Annotated in this window: 26 protein-coding genes, 1 tRNA gene and 1 riboswitch; of the genes, 7 read left to right on the top strand and 20 right to left on the bottom strand. The window is 65.9% G+C overall.

Annotated features, from left to right (window positions below):
- Positions 1–108: 108 nt before the first annotated feature.
- The 5 genes from B2P87_RS19025 (at position 109) to B2P87_RS19005 (ending at position 5558) form a co-directional block, all read left to right on the top strand.
- Positions 109–1677: a class I SAM-dependent methyltransferase gene (locus B2P87_RS19025; RefSeq protein ID WP_141889771.1), complete on the top strand. Its 1569-nt coding sequence runs from the start codon at positions 109–111 to the stop codon at positions 1675–1677.
- The gene (locus tag B2P87_RS19020) at positions 1674–2375 is read left to right on the top strand and encodes an FkbM family methyltransferase (RefSeq protein WP_141889772.1); all 702 of its coding nucleotides are present in this window, start codon (positions 1674–1676) and stop codon (positions 2373–2375) included. The genes B2P87_RS19025 and B2P87_RS19020 overlap by 4 nt, the downstream gene beginning before the upstream one ends.
- The gene (locus B2P87_RS19015) at positions 2365–3738 is read left to right on the top strand and encodes a hypothetical protein (protein ID WP_141889773.1); all 1374 of its coding nucleotides are present in this window, start codon (positions 2365–2367) and stop codon (positions 3736–3738) included. The genes B2P87_RS19020 and B2P87_RS19015 overlap by 11 nt, the downstream gene beginning before the upstream one ends.
- A gap of 78 nt (positions 3739–3816) precedes the next feature.
- The gene (locus tag B2P87_RS19010; protein ID WP_141889774.1) at positions 3817–4719 is read left to right on the top strand and encodes a hypothetical protein; all 903 of its coding nucleotides are present in this window, start codon (positions 3817–3819) and stop codon (positions 4717–4719) included.
- 146 nt (positions 4720–4865) lie between these two features.
- A complete protein-coding gene (locus tag B2P87_RS19005; protein WP_141889775.1) occupies positions 4866–5558 on the top strand; it encodes a GntR family transcriptional regulator in 693 nt (230 codons plus the stop codon).
- Positions 5559–5681: 123 nt separating this feature from the next.
- Here the strand turns inward: B2P87_RS19005 and B2P87_RS19000 are convergent, their stop codons facing one another.
- The 7 genes from B2P87_RS19000 to B2P87_RS18970 are packed head-to-tail and all read right to left on the bottom strand — an operon-like array spanning position 5682 to position 12174.
- Positions 5682–6614 carry an AEC family transporter gene (locus tag B2P87_RS19000; protein ID WP_141889776.1) on the bottom strand — a complete coding sequence of 311 codons (933 nt, stop codon included), beginning with the start codon at positions 6612–6614 and terminating at the stop codon, positions 5682–5684.
- A 50-nt stretch (positions 6615–6664) separates the two neighbouring features.
- Complete coding sequence (locus B2P87_RS18995) at positions 6665–7462, bottom strand: MBL fold metallo-hydrolase (RefSeq protein ID WP_141889777.1); 798 nt, start codon at positions 7460–7462, stop codon at positions 6665–6667.
- Complete coding sequence (locus B2P87_RS18990; protein WP_141889778.1) at positions 7462–8271, bottom strand: TatD family hydrolase; 810 nt, start codon at positions 8269–8271, stop codon at positions 7462–7464. Before B2P87_RS18990 ends, B2P87_RS18995 begins: the two co-directional genes overlap by 1 nt.
- A 34-nt stretch (positions 8272–8305) precedes the next feature.
- Positions 8306–9424 carry a DNA polymerase III subunit delta' gene (locus tag B2P87_RS18985; protein WP_141889779.1) on the bottom strand — a complete coding sequence of 373 codons (1119 nt, stop codon included), beginning with the start codon at positions 9422–9424 and terminating at the stop codon, positions 8306–8308.
- Positions 9421–10068: a dTMP kinase gene (gene tmk, locus B2P87_RS18980; protein WP_141889780.1), complete on the bottom strand. Its 648-nt coding sequence runs from the start codon at positions 10066–10068 to the stop codon at positions 9421–9423. The genes B2P87_RS18985 and tmk overlap by 4 nt, the downstream gene beginning before the upstream one ends.
- Positions 10065–11279 carry a D-alanyl-D-alanine carboxypeptidase family protein gene (locus B2P87_RS18975; protein WP_141889781.1) on the bottom strand — a complete coding sequence of 405 codons (1215 nt, stop codon included), beginning with the start codon at positions 11277–11279 and terminating at the stop codon, positions 10065–10067. Before B2P87_RS18975 ends, tmk begins: the two co-directional genes overlap by 4 nt.
- Positions 11263–12174 (bottom strand): SPOR domain-containing protein, encoded by a 912-nt coding sequence (locus B2P87_RS18970; RefSeq protein WP_141889782.1) that lies wholly within the window; start codon positions 12172–12174, stop codon positions 11263–11265. The genes B2P87_RS18975 and B2P87_RS18970 overlap by 17 nt, the downstream gene beginning before the upstream one ends.
- Positions 12175–12412: 238 nt before the next feature.
- On the opposite strand from B2P87_RS18970, the gene B2P87_RS18965 reads away from it, so the two are divergent.
- A tRNA-Ser gene (locus B2P87_RS18965) sits at positions 12413–12502 on the top strand.
- A 50-nt stretch (positions 12503–12552) separates the two neighbouring features.
- Here the strand turns inward: B2P87_RS18965 and cobF are convergent.
- The 10 genes from cobF to cbiE form a co-directional block, all read right to left on the bottom strand.
- The gene (gene cobF / locus B2P87_RS18960) at positions 12553–13305 is read right to left on the bottom strand and encodes a precorrin-6A synthase (deacetylating) (RefSeq protein ID WP_141889783.1); all 753 of its coding nucleotides are present in this window, start codon (positions 13303–13305) and stop codon (positions 12553–12555) included.
- 73 nt (positions 13306–13378) lie between these two features.
- Entirely contained in the window at positions 13379–13882 is a 504-nt protein-coding gene (locus tag B2P87_RS18955) for a hypothetical protein (RefSeq protein WP_141889784.1), read from the bottom strand.
- Positions 13883–13947: 65 nt separating this feature from the next.
- A complete protein-coding gene (locus B2P87_RS18950) occupies positions 13948–14646 on the bottom strand; it encodes a CbtA family protein (RefSeq protein WP_141889785.1) in 699 nt (232 codons plus the stop codon).
- 4 nt (positions 14647–14650) lie between these two features.
- On the bottom strand, positions 14651–14821 hold the full coding sequence (locus tag B2P87_RS18945) for a CbtB domain-containing protein (protein WP_082649410.1): 171 nt from the start codon (positions 14819–14821) through the stop codon (positions 14651–14653).
- A 34-nt stretch (positions 14822–14855) separates the two neighbouring features.
- A riboswitch (cobalamin riboswitch) is annotated at positions 14856–15067 on the bottom strand.
- Between the two features lie 135 nt (positions 15068–15202).
- Positions 15203–15538 (bottom strand): DUF1636 family protein, encoded by a 336-nt coding sequence (locus tag B2P87_RS18940; RefSeq protein ID WP_141889786.1) that lies wholly within the window; start codon positions 15536–15538, stop codon positions 15203–15205.
- The gene (cobA, locus tag B2P87_RS18935; RefSeq protein WP_141889787.1) at positions 15535–16269 is read right to left on the bottom strand and encodes a uroporphyrinogen-III C-methyltransferase; all 735 of its coding nucleotides are present in this window, start codon (positions 16267–16269) and stop codon (positions 15535–15537) included. The genes B2P87_RS18940 and cobA overlap by 4 nt, the downstream gene beginning before the upstream one ends.
- Positions 16266–17585: a cobyrinate a,c-diamide synthase gene (locus tag B2P87_RS18930; RefSeq protein WP_141889788.1), complete on the bottom strand. Its 1320-nt coding sequence runs from the start codon at positions 17583–17585 to the stop codon at positions 16266–16268. The genes cobA and B2P87_RS18930 overlap by 4 nt, the downstream gene beginning before the upstream one ends.
- A 4-nt stretch (positions 17586–17589) precedes the next feature.
- A complete protein-coding gene (cobM, locus tag B2P87_RS18925) occupies positions 17590–18384 on the bottom strand; it encodes a precorrin-4 C(11)-methyltransferase (RefSeq protein ID WP_058284272.1) in 795 nt (264 codons plus the stop codon).
- Entirely contained in the window at positions 18381–18758 is a 378-nt protein-coding gene (locus tag B2P87_RS18920) for a cobalamin biosynthesis protein (RefSeq protein ID WP_141889789.1), read from the bottom strand. The genes cobM and B2P87_RS18920 overlap by 4 nt, the downstream gene beginning before the upstream one ends.
- Positions 18755–19942 carry a precorrin-6y C5,15-methyltransferase (decarboxylating) subunit CbiE gene (cbiE, locus tag B2P87_RS18915; protein WP_141889790.1) on the bottom strand — a complete coding sequence of 396 codons (1188 nt, stop codon included), beginning with the start codon at positions 19940–19942 and terminating at the stop codon, positions 18755–18757. Before cbiE ends, B2P87_RS18920 begins: the two co-directional genes overlap by 4 nt.
- On the opposite strand from cbiE, the gene B2P87_RS18910 reads away from it, so the two are divergent.
- Entirely contained in the window at positions 19941–20681 is a 741-nt protein-coding gene (locus tag B2P87_RS18910; protein ID WP_141889791.1) for a cobalt-precorrin-6A reductase, read from the top strand. The genes cbiE and B2P87_RS18910 overlap by 2 nt on opposite strands.
- Here the strand turns inward: B2P87_RS18910 and cobJ are convergent.
- From cobJ to B2P87_RS18895, 3 genes are read right to left on the bottom strand one after another with little or no spacing between them, the layout of a single operon-like run.
- Positions 20678–21442 carry a precorrin-3B C(17)-methyltransferase gene (gene cobJ, locus B2P87_RS18905; RefSeq protein ID WP_141889792.1) on the bottom strand — a complete coding sequence of 255 codons (765 nt, stop codon included), beginning with the start codon at positions 21440–21442 and terminating at the stop codon, positions 20678–20680. The genes B2P87_RS18910 and cobJ overlap by 4 nt on opposite strands.
- The gene (locus tag B2P87_RS18900) at positions 21439–22155 is read right to left on the bottom strand and encodes a precorrin-2 C(20)-methyltransferase (RefSeq protein WP_141889793.1); all 717 of its coding nucleotides are present in this window, start codon (positions 22153–22155) and stop codon (positions 21439–21441) included. Before B2P87_RS18900 ends, cobJ begins: the two co-directional genes overlap by 4 nt.
- 3 nt (positions 22156–22158) lie before the next feature.
- Positions 22159–22788, bottom strand: coding sequence for a precorrin-8X methylmutase (locus B2P87_RS18895; protein WP_141889794.1), 630 nt, complete (start codon positions 22786–22788; stop codon positions 22159–22161).
- Between the last annotated feature and the right edge of the window lies 1 nt (position 22789).

Below are 22789 nucleotides of genomic sequence, written 5' to 3'. Positions count from 1 at the left end.
CTTGCGGCCCCGGCAGATTGACAGGCCTTCTGGCGGCGGGGTAATTTTCGGTAACAATAAGGCGCGGTTAAGCGGCCAGCGTATCAGGTTTTATAAGGGGCAGGTATCATGGCACTTCCGGCCATTGCGTCACTTTGGGTGGGCGCTGAGCTCAGCTGGCTCGAACAGCTCTGCCTGCAGTCCTTTTTGGACAATGGGCATGAGGTGATCCTGTTCACCTATGAGGGGGTCAAAGGCGTGCCCGATGGCGTGCAGGTGGCTGATGCCAGCGCCATCTTGCCCGCTGAGCGCATCATCCGCCACGCCAAGACCGGCAGCCCGGCCTATCATGCCGATATCTTCCGGCTGCATATGCTGCGCCAGACCGATTATATCTGGGCCGACACCGATGCCTATTGCTGCCAGCCCTGGGACATCAAGGGCAAGCATTTCCACGGCTGGATCTCCGACAACAAGCCGATGGTCAATAACGGCGTGCTGCGGCTGCCCAAGACCTCCAAGACGCTCAAGGCGATGCTGCGGTTCACCAGCGACGAATACTCCATCCCACCTTGGTACAGCGCGCAGAAACAGGCTGAGCTGCAGGCGCTCAAGGACGCCGGGCAGGGGGTTCACGTCTCGCTGCTGCCCTGGGGCGTCTGGGGGCCGGATGCGCTGACCTGGTTCTTGCAGGAAACCGGGGAAATCTCTCATTCCCGCCCGGGCCATGTGATTTATCCGGTGCCGTTCAAGCGGGCAGGCGTGGTGCTGAACCCGAACCGCCCGAACCAGGCGCGGGACCACATCCGCAGCGATACCCTCTCGATCCACTTCTGGGGCCGCCGCTTCCGCAATATCGCCGCCAAATACGGCGGCGTGCCGGCCGAGGGGTGTTATGTGCACGAACTGCTGGCCAAGCACCGGATTGACGCGGAAAAAACCCGCCACCTGCTGCAGCCCGCCCCCGACCCGGAGGAGGCCAGTGCAGATGCGATGGACCCGGCCACCCTGGACTTTTCGATGTTCAGCGACCGGGATGCGGCCAACATTCTGCTGCAGCGTTCCGAGCTGGCACGCTCCGGCCAGACCATCAGGGACTGGATGGCAGGCGACGAGGCGCTCCTGCTGGGGGAAGCCCGGGCGCAGCGGGACCGTATCCTGCAAGGTTCGATCCGGATTGCGGAACGGGAATGCAGCTTCTTTTTTCCCGCCACCGATGCCATCGCGCCCAAGCGCGCCGCCGACATCGGCTGCGGCTATGCGTTTGCCAGCCTTCTGCTGCATCGCCGCTATGGCTGCGAAATCGTGCTGATCGACATCGAAGACGGCAATGGCCGCCATTTCGGCTTTCAGGGCGAAGGGGCAGGCTATACCAGTCTGGAAACCGCCCGGGCATTCCTTGAGAAGAACGGCGTTCCGGCGGAGAAGATCACCACCCTCAATCCCAACACCGAAGACACCGCGGCGCTGGGCAGCTTTGACCTGGTCATCAGCCTGGCGTCTTGCGGTTTCCATTATCCTGTAGGCGCTTACGAGGATCTGTTCCGCAATCAGATCAGCAAGGGCGGCGGTATCGTGCTGGATATCCGCAAAGGCTCCGGCGGCATCGGCGCGATGAAAAGCTTCGGCGCTGTCGAGGTGCTGGCAAAGCACGGAAAATACTCCACCGTTCTGACCCGGAAGGCACAGCAGAAATGACGGAAATGCTTGAAACGCACGGGGTGAAAATCCCGCTGGATCCGGGCGTCATCACCTCAAAGATCGAACGCGCAATCCGCAAGGACCGCTATGAGCTGGATGAGGTCTCTGGCACTCCGAAGTTTCTGGAAAAGGACGACCGCGTGATCGAGCTGGGGGCCGGGATCGGATTCATTTCTTCGTTCCTGGGCGTCAATCTCGGGGTCGAAAACGTGCTCTGTGTCGAGGCCGATCCAACGCTCTGCGCCTTTATCCGCAGCGTCCACGAACTGAACGGCCTGCAATCAGCGCAGGTGCGAAACTGCGTTGCCCTGAATGATGCGGCAGCCGAAGCCCCGGTGTCTTTCTATGTCCGCGAACAATTCTGGTCTTCTTCGCTGGATGGGGAGGAGCCTTACCTCAAGGCAATCGAAGTTCCGGGCTTCCGCCTGTCGAAATTGATCCGGGACTTCAAGGCCAACACGCTAATCGTGGACATCGAAGGCGGCGAGCGCGATCTGTTCGCGCCGGCGGATCTGAGCGGGATCGACAAGATATTCCTGGAGATCCATACGCGAAAAATTAAGAGAATTGGGATAAAGCAGTGTTTTGACGCGCTGTCGCAGAGCGGCTTTTGTTATGACCAGCAGGTCAGTCGCGGCGGCTCGATCCTGTTCCGGCGCATTCCAAAATGGCAGTTGAAAAAGTATGCTGGATAACGGTTTCGACTACCAAACGGTTCTCCCCGCCTTGGATGCGGATGAGGTCGAAAGTGTTGCGGATGTGAATGGCGAGGCCCCCGGTTTGGCCGTCTTGCTGCACCAGCGGTACGGCTGCTCCATCGACGTTGTCAGCCTCGACGGCAGCGGCGCCTTTGTCCCTCTTCCACAGGCGAAGCTGGCAGAATACCTGTCCCGGCTCGAACTGGGCGGGGTCGACCGCGAGGCCGTCCGTGTGGTCGATCAGCCGCACAGGCTGAGACAGTATGATGTCCTGATGTCGCTGAAGGGTTTCGGCGCCGTTCACGCGCCCCGGAAGCTTAAATACGTGCTAGACCGGGCGCTGCATCCGCTCAGCCGCGCCGTCTTTGAAATCCGCAAGGGCTCCGGCAGCTATCCGTTTCTCAAATCTTACGGCGGCTGTAATACGCTGAAACTGCCGGAGGACGGCTGCAACGGGCTTGCGGTGCTCTCTGTCGAGCCGCAGGAGGATGCGGAGCCTGCTGAAGGCTGGGCGCAGACCGCGCAGGCGCTCGCCGGCAAGGAAGGTTTCTTTGACGCGCTGGAGGAGCATTCCTTTTTGTTCATGCCGCGCGGCAAGACGCTGGTGGTCACCTTCGACAACCTCGACATCGCAATGACCAAGCGGGATGACCGGCGGCCTTGGGGGTATGGCTTTATCGAGGCGCAGGGCTGGTCGATGCTGGGGGTGATGGCCAATGGCTGGAGCTGGTTCCGGCACCCCGAAGTCACCCGCAAGTTCGAGGCGCTGCGCGACAGCGGATTTTTCACGCAGTTTTCGCGGGTGGTGTTCTACGGCGCCTCGATGGGCGGCTATGCGGCGGCGGCCTATGCTGCCGCGGCGCCGGGGTCGATCGTGTTTGCAATCAGCCCGCAATCCACCCTCGACAAGACCCTGGTGCCTTGGGAGATGCGCTACAAGAAGGTCTGGGACCGGGATTTCTCCGGGCCCTTCGGGGACGCCGCGCAGGCCAGTCAGGCGGCGGGCGAGGTGCATATCATGTTCGATCCCTATGTGGCGCCGGACGCGGCCCATGCCGCCCGCTTCACCGGGGAAAATGTCAGGCTGTGGCGCTGTCCGCTGCTGGGGCACCGGCTGGGCTCTTCGCTGCAGCAGATGGGCATCCTGCAGGAGATTGCCCGCGATGCCATCGCAGGCGGGCTGACGGCGCACCAGTTCCACCGCCTGCTGCGCAAACGGCACAGCTTTCCCCGCTTCCAGCGGGAGCTGGCAAACCTGGCGCTGGACCGCGGCCATCCCCGGCTTGCGCAGCGGGTCTGCGACTATATTCTGCGCCAGCGGGACGACCGGTTCTTCCGCCGGTTGAAGGCGCGGCTCTAACCCGCGCAAACAGCGGTGCAGCAGGCCGGACCGGGCCGCTGCCGCAGAAAGGACACCAGGCAGCGGCCGGACAGGACAATGAACCAGGCAGACAGCACCATGCGGGACATTACCCTCGCCTTTCACATCGGGGCCCCCAATACCGACAACGGCCAGCTGACCTGGTCGCTGCGCAAGGATGCGCAGCCGCTGCTGGACCGCGGCGTGCTGATCCGCCGTCCGGGCACCTATGTGACCGCCGTCACCAAGCTGATGCACAAGCAGGACAGGGGGCCGGTGACGGATCAGGAGCGCGAGGCGCTGCTGGCCTCGATCGTCAAGGATCAGGACGTGTCCCGCCTCATCCTGACCAACTCGGCCTTTCTGGGGATGCCCGGCTGGATGCTCAGCGGCGGCCGCCTGTTCCGCAACGCGGGCAAGAACACCGCCGCCCTGCGGCACGCGTTTCCCGGCAACCCGTGCGAGTTCTTCCTGGGCCTGCGCGACCCGGCCACGCTGATCGGGCCTGTGTTCCGGTCGCAGTCTGGCAGAACATGGGAGCAATTCGCCGGGCGCACGGATTTCCTGAACCTGCGCTGGTCCGATGTCGTTACGGACATTCTGGAGCACAATCCCGGCTGCCGCCTGACCGTCTGGTGCAATGAGGAAACCCCGGTGATCTGGCCCGCCATCCTGGGCGACGTGACCGGCCTCGGCGGCAGTTTTCGCTTCAGCGGCGCGCTGGACATCACCCGCGGCATCATTTCCGAGCAGGGGTACGAGCGGCTGGAGGCCTATCTCGCCAGCCGCCCCGGCCTGTCCCAAGAGCAGCGGGAGCGGGTGCATGAGCTGTTCCTGACCTACTTCCATTCCGAGGAGGCGGTGGAGGAGGAGATCGACCTGCCGGGCTGGTCGCAGCCGCTGGTGGATGCGATGGGGGAGACCTACATGGCCGACACCGAACTGATCCGCCGGATGCCGGGGGTCACGTTCCTGTCCTGAGACCCGGACATCCGCGCCGCCCTCCGGCGGCGGTTCAGGCTGCCCGGCTTCAACGGCGCGGTAACTGTATGCAGCTTCGAACTCAATCTTGCGCGGGGCCGGCCGCTGCCGTACTCTGCACGGCGGATTGAACGAACGGCGGGAACATGGCCAAACGCGAAAGCAATGTGGAGCGGGTATATGAAGCCCTGCGCCGGATGGCGGCGGATTTTGCCTTCAAGCCGGATCAGCGGATCAACGAAAGCGCGCTGTCCGAGGTGCTGGGCGCCAGCCGCACACCGCTGCGCGAGGCGCTGAACCGGCTGGTGGCCGAAGGGTTCCTGACCTTCCAGAACAACCGCGGCTTCTTCTGCCGCCCGCTGACCCCCAGCTATATCATGGACCTGTACGAGGCCCGGGTGGCAGTGGAATGCGAGGCTGTCCGGCTGGCTTGCACACGGGCCTCGGACGAGGATATCGCGGCGCTGGCGGATGACCTGGACCGGATGGAGCCGAAGTACGAAAGCGCCACCGGCCCGGAGGCGCTTCTGGCGATGGATGAAAGCTTCCACGCCCGCATCGCACAGCTCTCCGGCAACAGCGAGCTGCAGCGCATCCTCAACAACCTCAACGGCCGCACCCGCTATATCCGGCTCATTGACCTCAAGCGCATGCGCGACCGGGCCGGGGGCAAGGCGCCGGGGGACGCCTCGGCGCACCGGCAGATTGCCGAAGGCATCGCCGCCCGCGCCCCGCAGGCCGCAGCGGCGGCCATGCGCAGCCATATCGAAAAACGCCGGGAGGAAGCGACGGAGGCTGTCCGCATCGCCTTTTCCCAGCTGTACGTGCCGGACGAGTAGGGGGGCTGGGCCGGCCGTTTGCGGGCGCCGGAAATTCCTTAATGAAATCTGAAGAATAAGGTCAGGTTTTCTGTCCAAATGTTTCGCGCGCGAAACATTGCGGCAGAGGTGCTGACCTTTCTGTCAGCTCAGCATCAGCAGCCAGAACCACACGGTCAGGATGCTCGCCCCGGTGGCAATCAGCACCGACGAGGCCGCCACCCGCTTGGCCCGCCCGTACATACTGGCAAAGATATAGCCGTTGAACCCGGTCGCCATCGCGGCGTTCAATACGCCCGAGCGGAACAGATCCTGCGGCAGTGCCAGCGCCGATCCCATGGTCCAGACAATGCTCGGGTGGATCATCAGCGAGGTGAAGCAGACAAACAGGATCGCCCGCATATCGCCTTCGGGGCGGTATTTCACCAGCACCCCGCCCAGGGCAAACAGCGCGCCGGGCAGGGCGGCGCGGATGATCAGCGACAGGGCCTCATCCACCACCAGCGGAATGGTCAGCCCCGACAAGTTGACCGCAAACCCCAGCGTGATCCCCAGGATCAGCACATTGCGGAACATCGCATTCAGCACCGAGGCCACGGTCCTGATCCCGCCAGCGCCGCGGTTGCGCACAAATTCCATCGCAGTGATGCCGACGCCGTAGCAGAACGGCGAGTGAAAGGCGATGATCGCGTAATTGCCGGTCAGGTTGTGCGGGCCGAATGCGCGCTCGGTGATCGGCAGGCCCAAGAGCACAGAGTTGGAGAACAGGCAGCAGAAGCCGATGGCGATGCAGTCTTCCCAGTCCCGTTTGAACAGGATCCGGGCACCAAAGACGCCAATCAGAAAGCAGGTGAAGGCACCGGTGTAAAAGCTTGCCAGCAGCCGGGGATCGAAACTGGCAGAGAGGTCCAGTTCCGCCATCGCCTTGAACAGCAGGCAGGGAATGGCAAAGCCCTGGGCAAATTTCATCACCCCTTCGATGTGGTCCTGGCTCAGCACCCCCCTGGCGGTGGCGGCATAGCCCGCACCGACAACCAGAAACACCGGCAGGATGACGTCAATCAGGCTTTGAAACACGCTGCTTCCTCAAATCCCTCAAAAGAAAAAGGGCGCTGAGGTGCGCCCCTTCAGACCTCCATCCGGATCACCATCCCGTCGTAGGCGGGGGTGATATGGTCCGGGGTCTCGGCCTCGACCGTGGCGTAATCCATGTCGATATGCATGTTGGTGATGATGCCGCGCTTGGGCGCCATCTTTTCGAACCACTCCAGCGCTTCCTGATAGCTGAAATGGGTGGGATGCGGGGTGCGGCGCAGGCCGTCCAGGATCCAGATATCCAGCCCTTCCAGTTCCGGCAGGGCACTGTCGGGGATGGTCGACACATCCGGCAAATAGGCCAGCCCGCCAATGCGGAACCCAAGCGCGTCGATAGAACCGTGGCTGACCTCGAACGGGCGGAACGTGATGCCGCCGCCAGGCCCGTGAATGGTGAACGGGCCGCCGATGGTCTTCAGGTCCAGGATCGGCGGATAGGGGGAGTTGTCGGGCTGCGCAAAGGCATAGCCGAAGCGGTTCAGCAGGTCGTTCTGGGTTGCCCCGTCGGCATAGACCGGGATCCGCTGGCGCATGTTGAAATAGACCATGCGCAAATCGTCGATCCCGTGCAGGTGGTCGGCATGGGAATGGGTGTAAACCACCGCATCCAGGCGGCTGACCTCCGCATCCAGCAGCTGGCTGCGCATGTCCGGCGTGGTGTCGATCAGCACCGAGGTGGTTCCGCCCGGCCCGTCACGCTCCACCAGCATCGAGCAGCGGCGGCGGCGGTTCTTCGGGTTCTGCGGGTCGCAGTCGCCCCAGTGGCCGCCAATCCGCGGCACCCCGCCCGAGGAGCCCGAGCCGAGGATGGTAAAGCGCATCTCTGCCATCAGGCGGCGGCCTCATACTGGGCGGCTTTCCAGAACAGCCGGTCAAAGTTCGCCTGCGTCTGCGCGGCAAAATCGGCGTAGTCCATGCCGAACACCTCCGCCCCCGCCTTGGCGGTAAAGGCGGTATAGGCCGGCTGGTTGCGCTTGCCGCGATAGGGCGGCGGCGCCAGATAGGGGGCGTCGGTCTCCACCAGGATGCGCTCCACCGGGGCGGCAGCAAAGATGTCGCGCAGCTCCTGGCTTTTGGGGAAGGCAGCGATGCCGGACATCGACAGGTAGAAGCCCAGGTCCAGCGCCGCCTTGGCCAGTTCTGCGGAGGAGGAGAAACAGTGCATCACGCAGCTGTATGCGCCGTTCTTCATCTCTTCGCCCAGGATGCGCGCCATGTCGTCGTCGGCGGCACGGGCGTGGACAATCAGCGGCAGGCCAGTCTCGCGCGCGGCGGCGATATGGACGCGCAGGGACTCCTGCTGAACATCGGCGCTGTCCGCGGTGTAGTGATAGTCCAGCCCGGTCTCACCGATGCCGACGAATTTCGGGTGCTTGGCCAGCGCCACCAGTTCGTCCACCGTAACCATCGGCTCCTCCGCGGCGCTCATCGGGTGGGTGCCCGCGGCATAAAACACCGGCGCATGCGCCTCGGCAATCGCGCGCACGGAGGGCTCGTTTTTGATCTTGGTGCAGATCGTCACCATCCGTGACACGCCAGCCTCAGCCGCGCTGGCGATCACCTCGTCCAGCCGTCCCTCGAAGTCGGGAAAGTCCAGGTGGCAATGGCTGTCGGTGATCTGGGGGGGCGTCTCGGTCATGTATCCTCTGGTGCCGCTAGCGCCGCGCCAAAGCCTAGCGCGACGCGGTTTCCTGCATCTTGAAAACCGTATCTAGGACAAGCGCCGCGGGGTCAAGGTTCACCGCCTGGCCGTGGCGGGCGCGGGCGGTCACTTCCGCTGCGAGGTCGGCCCAGGCGCGCCCCTTGCGGGGATCGGGAGACAGCCGCGCCAGCATCGCCGCTTCCTGCGGTGCCGCTTCAAGCGCTGGCGGCGCGCCGGTTGCGCCGGTGCGCGCGAGCCGGGCCAGCGCCATCTCTGTCAGCGACAACAGCAGCTCAAACCGCTCCGCCGCGCCGCGCTGCGCCGCCGCTTCGGCCAAGGCCATCGCGCGCTGCCGGTCCAGCCGCGGCATTGAATCGAGGATCTGCACGAGCTCGGCATAGATCTTGAGCCCGCCCAGATTGATCAGCCGCAGCGCCGCGCCGACCGACCCGCCCGCGAGGGCCGCGAGATTGTCCATGTTCTGCGGCAGCTCGACACCGGATTGCGCCAGTGCAGCTTCCATGTCCGGGGCAGACAAAGGGCCCAGCCGCAGGGTGCGGCAGCGGGAGCGGATTGTCGGCAGCAGGCGCGAGGGCTGGTGCGAGATCAGCAGGATCGTGGTGCGCGCCGGCGGCTCCTCCAGCATCTTCAAGAGCGCATTGGCGGCGCTGACGTTCATGTCGTCGGCGGCGTCCACGATCACCACCCGCCGCCCGCCATCGGTGGCCGACAGGCCGAAGAACCGGTTCAGCTTGCGGACGTCGTCGACGACGATCTGGCTGCGCAGCTTGCCCTTGTCGTCGTAGGAGCGGGTGATCGGCGCCAGACCGGGTTCTGCCAGCGCCTGAATCCGGTGCGAGACCGGATGCTCGGGGTCAATGTCCAGCGTCTGCGGCGGGGGCGGGGCGCCGAACAGCCCGTCTTCCGCCGGGGGCGTGGCCAGCAGAAACCGCGCAATCCGCCAGGCCAGCGTCGCCTTGCCGACCCCTTGCGGGCCGGTCAGCAGCCAGCCGTGGTGCAGGCGGCCGGAGGTGTAGGCGGTCAGGAAATCGCGTTCCGCCGCCTCCTGACCGATCAGTTGCCGGGTTTCGCGCGGGTGCGGCGCGCCCTCGGCCTGGTCGGCGCGCGGCAGCTCGTCGCCAGCGCTCATGTCGCGGTTCCTTCCAGCGCGTCTTCTGCCAGCCTGCGCACGTCGGCGGCCACGTCTTCGACCGGGCGGGCGCCATCGACCACCCGGAAACGGTCCGCAAACTCCTGCGCCAGCGCCAGGAAACCGGCGCGCATCTTTTCTTGCAGTTCCACGCCGAAATCCTCGAACCGCTCTTCCTTGCCCTGCCGCCCCTTGGCGCGGGCCAAGCCCTCGGCCGGGTCCATATCGATCAGCAGCGTCAGGTCCGGCTCGCGCCCGATCATCAGCCTGTGCATCTGGTCCACCGCCGCGCGCAGGTCGCCGCGGGACAGGCCCTGGTACATCCGCGTGCTGTCGGCAAAACGGTCGCAGATCACCACCTTGCCCGCCGCCAGGGCGGGTTCGATGGTGCGCTCCAGATGGTCCCGCCGCGCCGCCATGAACAGCAACAGCTCAGTTTCCGCCGACCAGCGGTCAGGATCGCCCTCCAGCACCAGCCTGCGGATCTCCTCCGCGCCGGGGGAGCCGCCAGGCTCCCGCGTCAGCACCACATCGCGGCCCGCCGCGCGCAGGGCTTCGGCCAGCAGCCGGCATTGCGTCGATTTGCCGGAGCCGTCGATGCCTTCGAAGGTGATGAACAACCCGCGCTTGCCGCCCGCCGTCACAGTGCCCCCTCGGGACCGGTCAGGAATTGTTTGATCAGCACCTGCGCCGCGGTCTTGACCCGCACCACAAAGCCGCCCGCGGGCACGTCGCTTTGCGCCACCAGCGGCAGCCGCACCTCCGGCAGTTCCTCCGGCTGCAGCACCAGTTCCGCCAGACGCTGGCCCTTCTTCACCGGTGCCTCGATCGGGCCGTTATAGACGACTTCGCCCTGGATAGTGTTGGCCGACAGCGACGGCAGCAGGATTTCCAGATCCTTGGCCGGCACCAGCCCTACCGATTGCTCGGCCCCCCGCCAAATCTCGGCTTCGGCGATGGCGATACCCTCCTTGGCGACGGTCTTTTTGGTAAATTGGCGAAACGACCAGTTAACGATGGCTTCCGCCTCCTCTGCGCGGCCGCGCTCGGTGTCGAGGCCCGAGACCACGAAAATCACCCGCCGGTCGCCCTGTTTGGCGGAACCGACCAGGCCATAGCCCGCTTCCTCGGTGTGGCCGGTTTTCAGCCCGTCGGCACCGATGCCCAGCCGTAGCAGCGGGTTGCGGTTGCGGATGTTGGATGGCGCGCGGCCGTCGAATTCAAACGTGGTCTCGGCAAACAGCGGGTAGTATTCCGGGAAGTCCTCGATCAGCCGCTCGGCCAGGACCGCCAGATCATGCACCGACATCCGGTGCCCGGCGGCAGGCCAGCCGTTGGAATTGGCAAAGGTCGAGGCGGTCATGCCCAGATCCTCGGCCCGCTTGGTCATGTAGCGGGCAAAGCCGGCCTCGGTGCCATCGGGGCTCAGCGCCTCGGCGATCACCACGCAGGCGTCATTGCCCGACAGCACGATGATGCCGCGCAGCAGGTCCTCGACCCGGACCCGGTCGGTGGTGTCCAGGAACATGGTGGAGCCGCCATAGCTCATCGCGTGCTCGCTCACCGGCAGCCGTTCGTCCAGCGTCAGCCGCCCGTCGCGCAGGGCTTCAAACGCCACATAGAGCGTCATCAGCTTGGACATGGAGGCCGGCGGCAGCGGCACATCGGAGTTTTTGGACAACAGCACCGTGTCGGTGCCCGCATCCAGCACATAAGCCGCGCGCGCGCTGGTATCAAAGGCCGCAGCCGGCAGCGCTGGCAGGCTGAGCGCAAGGCCCGCCGCCAGCGCCAGCCGCAGCGAAGATTTCAGAGCGTGGCGCAAGTAAATGGTGTTTCGTTCAATTAGTGACAGCATAGGCATCCGCAAATCCGGTTTCCTTTACGCTTTTCAGCAGCTGGCTGCGTTCGGTTTTGTTCTGTGCCGGGCCGACCAGCACGCGCCAGAACGTCTTGCCGCTGGAGGATTGTTCCCGCACCACCGGCACCATGCCCGCGCTGCGCATCACGTTGGCGGTCCGCTTGGCGTTCGCCTCGACGCTGAAAATGCCGATTTGGATAAAGGGTTTGTTCAGCGCCGATTTCTGCGGCTTGGGGGCAGGGGCCGCGGCAGGCTCGGCCGTGGCAGGCACGGCCTGCGCCGGGGCGGAGGCGTCAATTGCGGCAGCCGCGCCGGTGATCGGGTCCAGCTGGGTTTCGGTGATCGCGCTGCCCGCCAGCGCGGCCTCATTCACATCCGCGGCCTCCGGCAGCGCGGCGCCATCGCCTGCCTGCTCTTCCAACTGCGGTTCCGGCGCGATTTCCTCGCGCCGCAGGGCGGTCACGTTCAGCTCCACCGGCGCCCCGGCCAGCATGCCCAGGGCCGCCGCCGCATCGGAAGAGACCTGAAGCCGCGGCCCCGGGATTTCCCGCTCGCGCCGGAACAGCGCGCCGATCACGAACTGGCCGTTGGCATTGTTGCGGATGATCACCCGCTCCGGATCCTTGGTATCGGGATGCGCCACCCAGACGCCGCCGATCGAGGGGCGGCCGTCCCACAGGCCCGCTTCAGTCACCTGAAACACCTCGGGCGCTTCCACGTCGCGCTCCACCAGCTTGGTGCTGCTGGAGGCCTGGACGGCGCCTTCGGCCTTGGGTTTGGGTTGCAGAAAGCCCAGTTTCGGCCCGTCCTCGCAGCCTGCCAGCAGCAGCAGGCCCACGGCCGCCGCGGCGGCGCGCGGGGCCGTCATTGCTTTCGACATGGTGTCTTTCATGCTCTCATCCTTGCCTGTGCCCGCGGCGCTTCTGCGCCCCCGCCGGAATGCCCGGTCTTCTTGGTTGGCGCATGATAGCCTGCACATCCGGCCATGAAAACCCTGACAGGCAGCGGCACAAGGGAAACCCGCGAGGACGGCATAAATCCGCGCGGCCGGCGGGGGGCTGCAGTTTTCTCTTGCGGCACGGATTTCCGCTTGCCTCGCCCAGCGTTGCATCCTAAACCGCTGACGGACCGGGGAGGTGGCAGAGTGGTCGAATGCGGCGGTCTTGAAAACCGTTGAACGTGAGAGCGTTCCCAGGGTTCGAATCCCTGTCTCCCCGCCACTCAGCCCAGCAGCCTTGCCCATCAGACGCCAGCAGGTGCGCCGCCGGACTCAGCCCTTGCGCAGCAGGTAGATATCCATGATCCAGCCATGCTCTGCACGCGCCTTGGCGCGGGTTGCAATGATCTTGTCCGAGACCTCCGCCAGCGGCCCGGCGACGGAAATCTGGTTCTCCATCCCGGCATAGGCGGTCCAGAAGATCTCTACCCCCTGCGGGCCAATGGCCTGAAAGGAACACTCGCCGTCCAGCATGATCACCAGCGTATCCGCGCTGTCCGGCCAGCCGTTTTCGCGCAGCTGGCGGCCTGTCGTGATGGTGAAGGGCGCGCCGATCTCATTGACCGGGATGGCATGCGCCGCGGTCAGCGCCTGGATCGAGGTGATGCCCGGGATCACCGTCAGCTTGATCTCTGCCAGCTTCTTCAGCCGCTCGGCAATCCGCATGGTGCTGTCGTATAGCGACGGATCGCCCCAGACCAGAAACCCGGCCTTGCCGCCGTCGGGCAGGTTGGCGGTGATGGTCTGCCACCAGATCTGTGCGATGGCGTCGTGCCAGTCGTCCACCCGCTTGCGGTAGCTTTTGGTGGCCTCGTCGCGCACCGGCAGGACAAACTCCACGATCTTGGGGCCATCGCCCTTGATCGCGCGGTTGCAGATCTCGCGCCTGAGCCCGGCCAGGTCGTCCTTGCCCGCGCCCTTGTTGGGGATCAGGATCAGATCCTGCGCGTTCAGCGCCTCAATCGCCTGCAGCGTGATGTGCTGCGGGTTGCCGGTGCCGATGCCAATCAGGGAAAGCTCAATCATGACGGGGCCTTTCACGTGAAAACACGGCCCCCTATGGAGCCGCGCCGTTGGTGTTGCAAGCCTGGAATGGCGGTCAGGAGCCTTCGCCGCCTGCCGGCACGGTCAGCGTGGCCGCCACCGGCTGGCCGTCGACCACCAGCTGGCTGTGGCTGTTGGTGTTGAGCGAGACCGTGACCTCGGCTCCGCCGGGCAGGGCGGGCAGATGCATCCAGCCGGCATAAAGCCGGGCGAGTTTTTCGCCGTTCACATAGACATGCGCATGGCCTTCGCCGTCCGCGTCCGCGGCGGAGGCGTTCTCGGGCGCAAAGCGGAAGTTCTGCGGGATCACCTGCAGGTTCCAGCCGGTCATCGGGTCCTTGTGCAGCTGGATGGCAACGCTGGGGGCATCCGGGCCTGCGGGCAGGCTGACCGATTGGGAATGGTCATGCGCCGCCATTCCGGCAGAAGTGCCGCCGTGGTGCGCCGGGTCGCCGTGGTCATGGCCGTCAAAGGTCACGCCATTGCCGGCGGCGATCACAAAACCGGCGCCGCCGCCGAACACCAGGCCGATGGCGAAAAGAGCGAGAGAGCGGGACATATCGGAATCCTTGGAAATGAAAGTCCCCGCCGGTTGGGACCGGCGGGGATCATGTCAGGCTAGGATCAGGCGGCAGCTTCTGCGCGTTTGCCTTCTGCCTGCCAGAAGTATCCGGCAAAGCTTCCCAGCAGCACCCAGGCGGCCATGCCGACGCCAAAGGCGCGGGCGGCAAACAGTGCGCCGATCTCGGTCGGAACCGGGCCGGAGAAGCTCTCGGGCTCGGGCGCGCCGATGATATGCGGGGCCATCAGCAAGAGGGCCGCGATCAGGTAGCTCACCAGGTTTCCGCCGAAGGCGATCAGCCACATGGCCACGCCGGCGGCGGCGACGGTGATCGTCCACCAGATCTGGCGCGCACCGACGTCAGCGGCAGCGACACCCGGCACTTCCGGCGCCAGCGACAGGCCGGGCGCAAAGTGGAAGGTGATGAAGCCCGCGAGACCCCACAAGAGGCCGGTGCGCGCGCTGATCTCATGGCCCTGGCGCTCGGCCACGGACATCAGCGCCGCCATCACCAGCGCATAACCGGTGTAGGTCAGCATGGTGAAGACGATGCTGAGGCCATCGCGCACAGGCTCGGCGAACAGGCCGGGCAGGTCGGGATGCGCGGTTACGGGGTCAGCGCCGAAATGCACCAGCTCGCCGCCCTCATAGAGTTCGGCGTGGAGCAGCACGGGCTGCACGAAATACAGCTGCAGCAGGGCGGTAATCAGCCCTGCTGCAGCACCAGCGAACAGGCCGCTGGTCAGAATGCGACTGAACATGGCCTTAGTGGCAGGGGAAGCCGGTTGCGTGGCGCACGTCATGCGCGGCGTCATGCAGGGCGGATGCCTGAACATGGCCGGTCAGCGTGATGATCCCCAGCCCCAGAACCACGGCAAACAGAGCCGGAATTACACTGGTGCCAGCGGCAGAAGCCTTAAGCGTCTTGGTCGTCATTTCTTGTCCTCCTCACCGTCACACCCGACGGTATAAGTTGCGTTCCCATACGGCCGGTCTCCTGACTCGCGGGTCGCTGCTGCCTGCCTCCTTCCCGGCTTGCGCCAGTGGTAATGGCAGGCCGCTCGCCGCTCACAGTCGCGGGGGCGGTTGAGGCTTCGGTGCCGCGATTTGGTCCACCGTCCTCATTCCCGTTTCAGTCCCAGTGCTTAGGCACCATCAGACACCGTATCCGTTGGTAATGCCCCGCGCGGCTGAGTCTGGTCAAGGACGAAACCGCCAATCCGGAGTGCTTCCGCGTCACGGGGCACAGGATTCCTGGTTGAGGGAAGGCGCACCAGGGCGCGGGAAAAGAATGTGCCGCTGCCCGCCGCGGGCGGATCAGCCGAGATCAGCCGGGATGCGGGCAATCGCCTTGAAGCGCAGCTGGCCCAGCGGCCGGGCATCGGCAAAATTGCCATCCAGACTGTCGCCGTACATCCGCAGGAAGGTGAGGATGTCCGGCAGATCCCCGGCGGTGATTTCCCCGAACAGATAGGCGGTCTTGCCGCATTGCCGCACCGCCAGAGTCTGCGGCCTTTGGCAGCCGGACATGCAGTCCGCCTGCTGCAGCCGCACCTTCACCCCGGCCGCTTCCAGCGCCGCGGCGAGCTGCCCGAACAGGGCAGGGTCCGCGTCGCGGCAAGTGCGGCACAGGGTGAGGGTGGGCAGGCTCATGCGCCGGGCAGTTCCTGGTCGGCCAGCGGCCCGTAGAGGATCAGCACCGGCGCCTTGGTCTCCATCGCGCGCAGCACCGCGGGCAGTTCGCCTACATTGTGGCAAAACAGTTTCTGCTCCGGCGTGGAGACCCCCAGCGCCACCAGCGCGTGGGTGTCCGCGGGCAGTCCCGCCTCCATCAGCTTCTCCGCCAGCGCGGCAAAGGTGCTTTTGCCCATGTAAACCACGGTGGTGGCGTGCGGGTCGGCCAGCGCCGCCATGTTGAGGTCATCGGGCAGCCCGCCGGTCACGTCATGGCCGGTGATGAACTGAAGCCGCCGCGCGGTCAGCCGCCGGGTCAGCGGAATGTTCGCCGCCGCCGCCGCCGCCGAGGCCGCGGTAACGCCCGGCACGATCTCGAACCCGATGCCGGCCGCACGCAGGGCGGTGATCTCTTCCTCCAGCCGTCCGAAGACACCGGAATCGCCGGATTTCAGCCGCACCACGTTAAGGCCGCTCTGGGCGTAATCGACCAAAAGCTGGCTCACATGGTCCTGCTTGGGCGAGGGGCGGCCGGCCCGCTTGCCGACGCCCACCAGATCGGCGTCGGCGCGGGCATGGCTCAGGATCGGCCCCGACGACAGGTCGTCGAACAGGATCGCATCCGCCGCCTGCAGCCGCTTCACCGCCTTGACGGTCAGCAGCTCCGGGTCGCCGGGGCCGGAGGACACAAAGGAGACAAACCCGCTCATGCGCGCTCTCCCGTGATCAGGTGGAAGAAGGTGCCGGTGACGTTGCCCTTGATCGAGCCTGTCTCGGGCACCGGGCCGCCGTCGGCATCCATGACCTGCGCCAAGGGCGCGTCGGGTTCTTCCAGAATGGTGGAGTAATGGAATTCATGGCCGCGCAGGGCGGTGCCTGCGCCAAAGCCCGGCATCCCCGCCTGCAGAATGGCGCGGCGGTAGCCGAGGTGGAACTTGCGCTTCTCATAGGAGGTCACAAGACCCAAGAGGCCCAGCATCCGGTGGCGGTTGCCTGCCTTGTCGATCAGCGCCTCGCCCAAGGCCATGTAGCCGCCGCATTCGCCATGCACCGGTTTGGTCTCGGCGTGTTTGCGCACGCCCGCGCGGAAGGTCTCCGCCGCCGCCAGCGCCGGCCCGTGCAGTTCCGGATAGCCGCCGGGCAGCCAGACCAGATCGGCATCCGCCGCAGGGGCCTCATCCGCCAGGGGCGAGAACGGCAGGATCTCTGCCCCCGCCGCGCGCCAGCCTTCCAGAAGATGCGGGTAGGTGAAGGAAAACGCCGCATCGCGGGCCAGCGCAATGCGCTGGGCGGGCGGTTCCGGCAGACTGGCCTGCGCGGGTGCGGGACCCGCCAGGGCTGCTGCCTTGATCGCGTCGAGATCGACATTCTCGCGCAGAAAGGCCGCATAGCCAGCGATGGCGGCTTCCAGATCGGGATGTTCCACCGCCTGGATCAGGCCAAGATGCCGCTCCGGCAGCGCCAGATCGCCGCGCCGGGGCAGGGAGCCCAGCACCTTGATGCCTGCTTTCTCCATCCCCAGCCGCGTCAGCCGCTCATGCCGGGGGCTGGCGACGCGATTCAGAATGACACCGGCAAAGGGCAGTTCCGGGTCATAATTCTTGAACCCCAGCGCGGTTGCCGCCGCCGACTGCGCCTGGCCGCCCACGTCGATCACCAGCACCACCGGCCAGCCCATTCGTTTGGCGGTCTCGGCAGAGGAGCCAAAGCCCGACTGCCCGCGCGTCGCCACACCATCGTACAGGCCCATGGAGCCTTCACCGACGCAGATTTCCGCCCCTGCCGACTGGCTGGTGACTGCATCCAGCAGCGCGCCGTCCATCGCCCAGGTGTCCAGGTTGAAACTGGGCCGTTTGGCCGCTGCGAGGTGGAAGGCCGGGTCGATATAATCCGGCCCGCTCTTGTAGGGCTGCACGGTCAGCCCGTCCTCGGCCAGCGCCCGCAGAAGGCCCAGCATTACGGTGGTCTTGCCAGTGCCAGAGGAGGGCGCCGAGATCATCAGTCCGGGAGGGTTCATATTTGTCATGGCCTCAATCGTCCCCATGGCTCCAGCTCGACCACGGGCTGTCGGCGCTCTGCGGCCGGTAGCGGCGGTCGTAGTCGGCGGAATAGAGGCAGCTTTCGTCAAAGCCCTCGCCCTTCAGCACCGGCCCCACAAGGATCAGCGCGGTGCGGGAGATCTTCTCGTCCAGCGAGTCCTTCAGGGTTTCGAGAGTGGCGCGGATGATCTGCTGATCCGGCCAGCTGGCGCGGTAGACCACGGCGACCGGGCAATCACCGCCGTAATGCGGCGTCAGGCTGTCCACCACATGATCCAGATTGCCGATCGACAGGTGGATCGCCAGCGTGGTGCCGGTCCGCGCAAAATTCTCCAGCGACTCGCCTTCGGGCATTGAGGATGCGCGCCCCGGCGTGCGGGTCAGCACCACTGACTGCCCAAGGCCCGGCAGGGTCAGCTCGGTTCCCAGTGCGGCAGCCGCAGCGGCAAAGGACGGCACGCCAGGGGTCACGCTGACCGGGATGCCCTCAGCCTTAAGGCGGCGGATCTGCTCGCCCATCGCGGACCACACCGACAGATCGCCGGAATGCAGCCGCGCCACGTCCTGTCCCGCCTCATGCGCCGCCTTGATTTCCGCCACGATGGCATCCAGGTCCATGGCCGCGGTGTTCACGATTTTCGCGTCCGCCGGGCAGTGGCTCAGGATCTCCTCCGGCACCAGCGAACCGGCATAGAGGCACACCGGGCAGGCGGCTATGATGTCGCGCCCGCGCAAGGTCAGAAGGTCGGCAGCGCCCGGTCCGGCGCCAATGAAGTGAACGGTCATGGCTCAAGTCTTTCTGCTATGGCCGCGGTGGCAAGCCCATCCGCGGTGACAACTCTGGGGGCGAGAAGGCGTGATCTGGCGCCCTTCACCCCATGGCGCGCGCCCGCCAGCGCCGCGGCTTCCGCCAGCGACCCGGTGCCGAACCGCGCCTTGATCCGGGGCGAGCAGGTCAAGGTCTGCTCTCCGGCAATATCCTGTTCCTGTAAGGCAATCACCGGCAGGCCGATGCTGCGCGCGAACTCCTGCATGGCAGGGGTTTCAGCTTTTTCGGTAACGGACGCCAGCGCATCCACCTGCGCGCCGGTCAGCGCCAGCGCCGCCTGCAAATCCGCCGCCGTGGCCGTGCTGCGGAACCCGATGCCTGCCACCTTCATCGCGTGACGCTCCACTGGATGACGGGCCGGGCGCGTTCCCAGCCGCGCATGGTGCCCAGCGGGCCGGCTTCGGCGATCTCCGCTTTCAGCAGGTGGCCGCCGCGTTCCGCATGGGCGCGCATCAGCAGGGTTTCGGTCTCCAGCGTGACGCCGTTTGCGACCAGCCGGGTGCCTTCGGGCAGGATGTCCCACAGATGGTCCAGCAGTGCTTGCGAGCCGCCGCCGCCGATGAAGACGCAATCGGGCAGCGGGTGGCCGTCCAGCACGGCGGGCGCCTTGCCCAGCACAGCGGTCATCCGGTGCTCTATCCCAAAGGCGGCGGCATTGGCGCGAATGTTTTCCAGCCGGCTCTCCCGCGGCTCAAAGGTGATGGCCCGCGCCCCGCGCGCCGCCAGGCACCACTCGATCGAGACCGAGCCGGAACCGCCGCCGATATCCCACAGGAGTTCTCCCGCGCGGGGCGCCAGCGCCGACAGAGTCAGCGCCCGAATGGGGCGTTTGGTGATCTGGCCGTCGCTGGCAAAGAGGTCATCCGCTAGGCCGGAGGCCTGCGGCAGCCCGTTCTTGCCCAGGGCTTCAACCGCCACGGCTACAGGCGCCTGAATGTCCTGCAGATCAAAGCCTTGGGCCGCGGCGCAACGCACCCGCTGCCGCGGCCCGCCCAGGCACTCCATCACGGTCAGGGTTGAGGCGCCAAAGCCCGCATCTGCCAGCCATTCCGCCAGCTCAGCCGGGGCCACGCCGTCGCGGAGGGTGCAGATCACACGCGTGCCATTCCCAAGCAGCGCACGCAGCCGCGCATATGGCGCCGCGTGCAGGCCGAGGCACAGCACCTCTTCCAGCTTCCAGGCCAGATGGTTCGCCGCCAGCGCAAAGGTTGAGGAAACGGGGTGAGAGATCCACTCGCCCGCCTCCATATGCCGCGCCAGCGAGCCGCCGGCGCCATGCCAGAACGGATCGCCCGAGGCCAGAACGGCCACCTTGCGGCCGCGCAGCTCCAGCACCGGATCAATGGAAAACGGCACTGGCCAGGGCTGGCCCTTGCTGCCTGCGTCCGCCAGCTCCAGATGCCGCGGGCCGCCGAATATCACTTCAGCCTCTGCCAGCGCCTTCCGGCTTGCATCGCTGAGGCCTTCCAGTCCATTTTCGCCCAGACCAATGATTGTCAGCCATGGATCAGACATGACACGCATCCTTCTTCTGGGCGGCACCACCGAGGCCTCGGCGCTGGCCAAGACCCTGGCCGGGGCGGGTATGGATGCGGTGTTTTCCTACGCGGGCCGCACCGCGCATCCCGTCAGCCAGCCGCTGCCCACCCGCGTCGGCGGCTTTGGCGGCATAGAAGGATTTGCGGCTTACCTGGAGGCCGAAAACATCACCCATGTGGTCGATGCCACCCATCCGTTTGCCGCACAGATGAGTTCCAACGCGGTCCACGCCTGCGAGGCGGCGGGTGTGCCGCTGTGCGCCTTCGAGCGCCCGGCCTGGCAGGCGGGGGAGGGCGACCAATGGCTGCACACGGACAGCATAGAAGAGGCCGTCAACGCGCTGCCTGATACGCCGGCGCGGGTGTTCCTGGCGATCGGCAAGCAGAACCTGACCCAATTCGCGGCCAAGCCCCACCACCACTACCTGCTGCGGCTGGTGGACGCGCCGGAAACGCCCCTGCCGCTGCCGCACACCACGGTCGAGATCGCCCGCGGGCCGTTTGATGCGGCGGGCGACACCGCGCTGATGCAGCGCCACGCCATCACCCATGTGGTCGCCAAGAACGCGGGCGGCGCGGGGGCCGCAGCCAAACTCACCGCCGCGCGCAATCTCGCCCTGCCGGTCATCATGATCGGCAGACCCGAGGTGCCTCAGCGTCCCGTCATGGGCAACGTGGCAGAGGTGATGGCCTGGCTGTCGCATCCCGCAGATTAACCCTCAGCGGCGTAGCGCGGGGTGTAGACGTAATTGCCAACCCGGCGGGTGTCGCGGTTGCCGACGATGACCACGGTGCGCATGTCGGCCATCTCGGGCGTCGCGTCCTTCAGCGGCACCGTCAGCAGCTCCTGTCCCGGCTTGGTCACGTCGCGGGCAAAGGTGATCAGCGTCTCCGCGCCGCAGGCCTCCCGCAGGATTTCCAGCGCGCGGGCAAACTGATGCGGCCGCGATTTGGAGCGCGGGTTGTAAAACGCCATCGCAAGCCCGGCCTCGCCGACCAGCTGCAAGCGCTTTTCAATGAGGCTCCAGGGCTTCAGGTTGTCGCTGAGGTTGATGGCGGCGAAATCATGCCCCAGCGGCGCGCCGATGGCGGCGGCGGCGGCCAGCATGGCGGTGATGCCGGGCAGCACCCGGATGTCCAGATCCAGCCACTCAGGGTTGCGTTCGGCGTTGCTTTCCAGCGCTTCGAACACGGCGGAGGCCATGGCAAACACCCCCGGATCGCCGGAGGACACCACGACAACCCGGTTGCCCTCAGCCGCCATTTCCAGTGCATGGGTGGCGCGGTCCACCTCGACACGGTTGTCGGTAGCGTGCAGGGTCAGGCCCTCACGCGGTTCAACGCGGTTCACGTAAGGGATATAGCCAACGATATCCGTGGCTTCGCCAATAGCGTCGCGCACTTCCTGCGTCACCAGCGCCTCGTTGCCGGGGCCGAGGCCCGCGATCACCACCCAGCCGTTTTTCGATAGTTTCATGGCCGGCGCCCCTGTCCGTGAACCAGTACGATGGAGAAATAGGGCACCTCGCCGTCGATCTCCGAGAGCTTCTGAACGCTCTGCCCTGGCATAGTGCCGCGCTCGACCAGCCAGGCGTCTTCCGCACGGCCCGCACGTTCCAGCGCGCGGCGCAGCTTGGGCAGGTTGCGGCCGATCTTCATGACGACCAGCGCGTCGGTCTCAGCCGCGCGTTTGGCCAGCTCATCCTCGCTGAGGGTTGCCATCGCCACGGTCAGCACATCGTCCCCCCAAGTGATCGGCTGGCCTGAGGCGGTCCAGCAGCCGGACATACCGGTGATGCCGGGAACGATCTCCTGCGCGGCGCGGCCCTGCAGGCGCGTGTAGAGATGCATGTAAGAGCCGTAGAGGAACGGGTCGCCCTCGCACAGCACCACCACGTCTTCGCTCTTGGCGATCTCCGCCAAAGTAACCGCCCAGCGGTCATAGAAGTCCGCCAGCACCCGGTTGTATTCGGGGTCGGAAAAATGGATCTCGGTGGTGACCGGATATTCCATCGCGTGTTCGGTGACACCCTCGGCCAGCATACCCTCGACAATGGCGCGGGCCTGGCCCTGGCGGCCTGCCTTGCGGAAATAGGCGATGTGGCGCGCGCCTGTGATCAGCCGGTGCGAGCGCACGCTCATCAGGTCGGGATCCCCGGGGCCAAGCCCTGCGCAGATGACTTTGCCCATGGGTTATTCTTTCCAGCTCGCCAGCGCGTTCACGGCGGCGACGGTGATGGCGGAACCGCCCAGGCGGCCTTTGACGATCATCGACGGAACGGGAAGGTCTTCCATCAGCGCCTCCTTGGATTCCATCGCGCCGACAAAGCCCACCGGGCAGCCGATGATGGCGGCGGGGCGGGGGCAGGACGGGTCTTTCAGCATGTTCAAGAGGTGAAACAGCGCAGTGGGGGCGTTGCCGATGGCCACAACGGCGCCCGCCAGTTTCGGGCGCCACAGCTCCAGCGCGGCGGCGGAGCGGGTGTTGGACATTTCCTTGGCCAGTTCCGGCACCTTCGGGTCGCGCAGGGTGCAGATCACCTCATTCTCCGCAGGCAGGCGCGGGCGGGTGATGCCCTCGGACACCATATAGGCGTCGCAGAGGATCGGCGCGCCGTTTGCGAGGGCTGCGCGGGCGGTCTCGGCCATGCCCTCGGAAAACCGCACATGCTCTTCCAGCCCCACCATGCCGGCGGCGTGGATCATGCGGACAACAACGCTTTCCTCGTCCTTGTTGAAGCGCGCCAGGTCGGCCTCGCGGCGGATGGTGGCAAAGCTCTCGGCGTAGATCGCGGCGCCGTTGGTTTCATAGGTGTGGAGCATG

The sequence above is a fragment of the Leisingera sp. UBA4491 genome (assembly GCF_002388965.1).
GTDB classification, from domain to species: domain Bacteria; phylum Pseudomonadota; class Alphaproteobacteria; order Rhodobacterales; family Rhodobacteraceae; genus Leisingera; species Leisingera aquaemixtae.
Note: the sequence above shows the minus strand (reverse complement) of the source record. Positions and strands in the feature narration are given on the sequence as shown.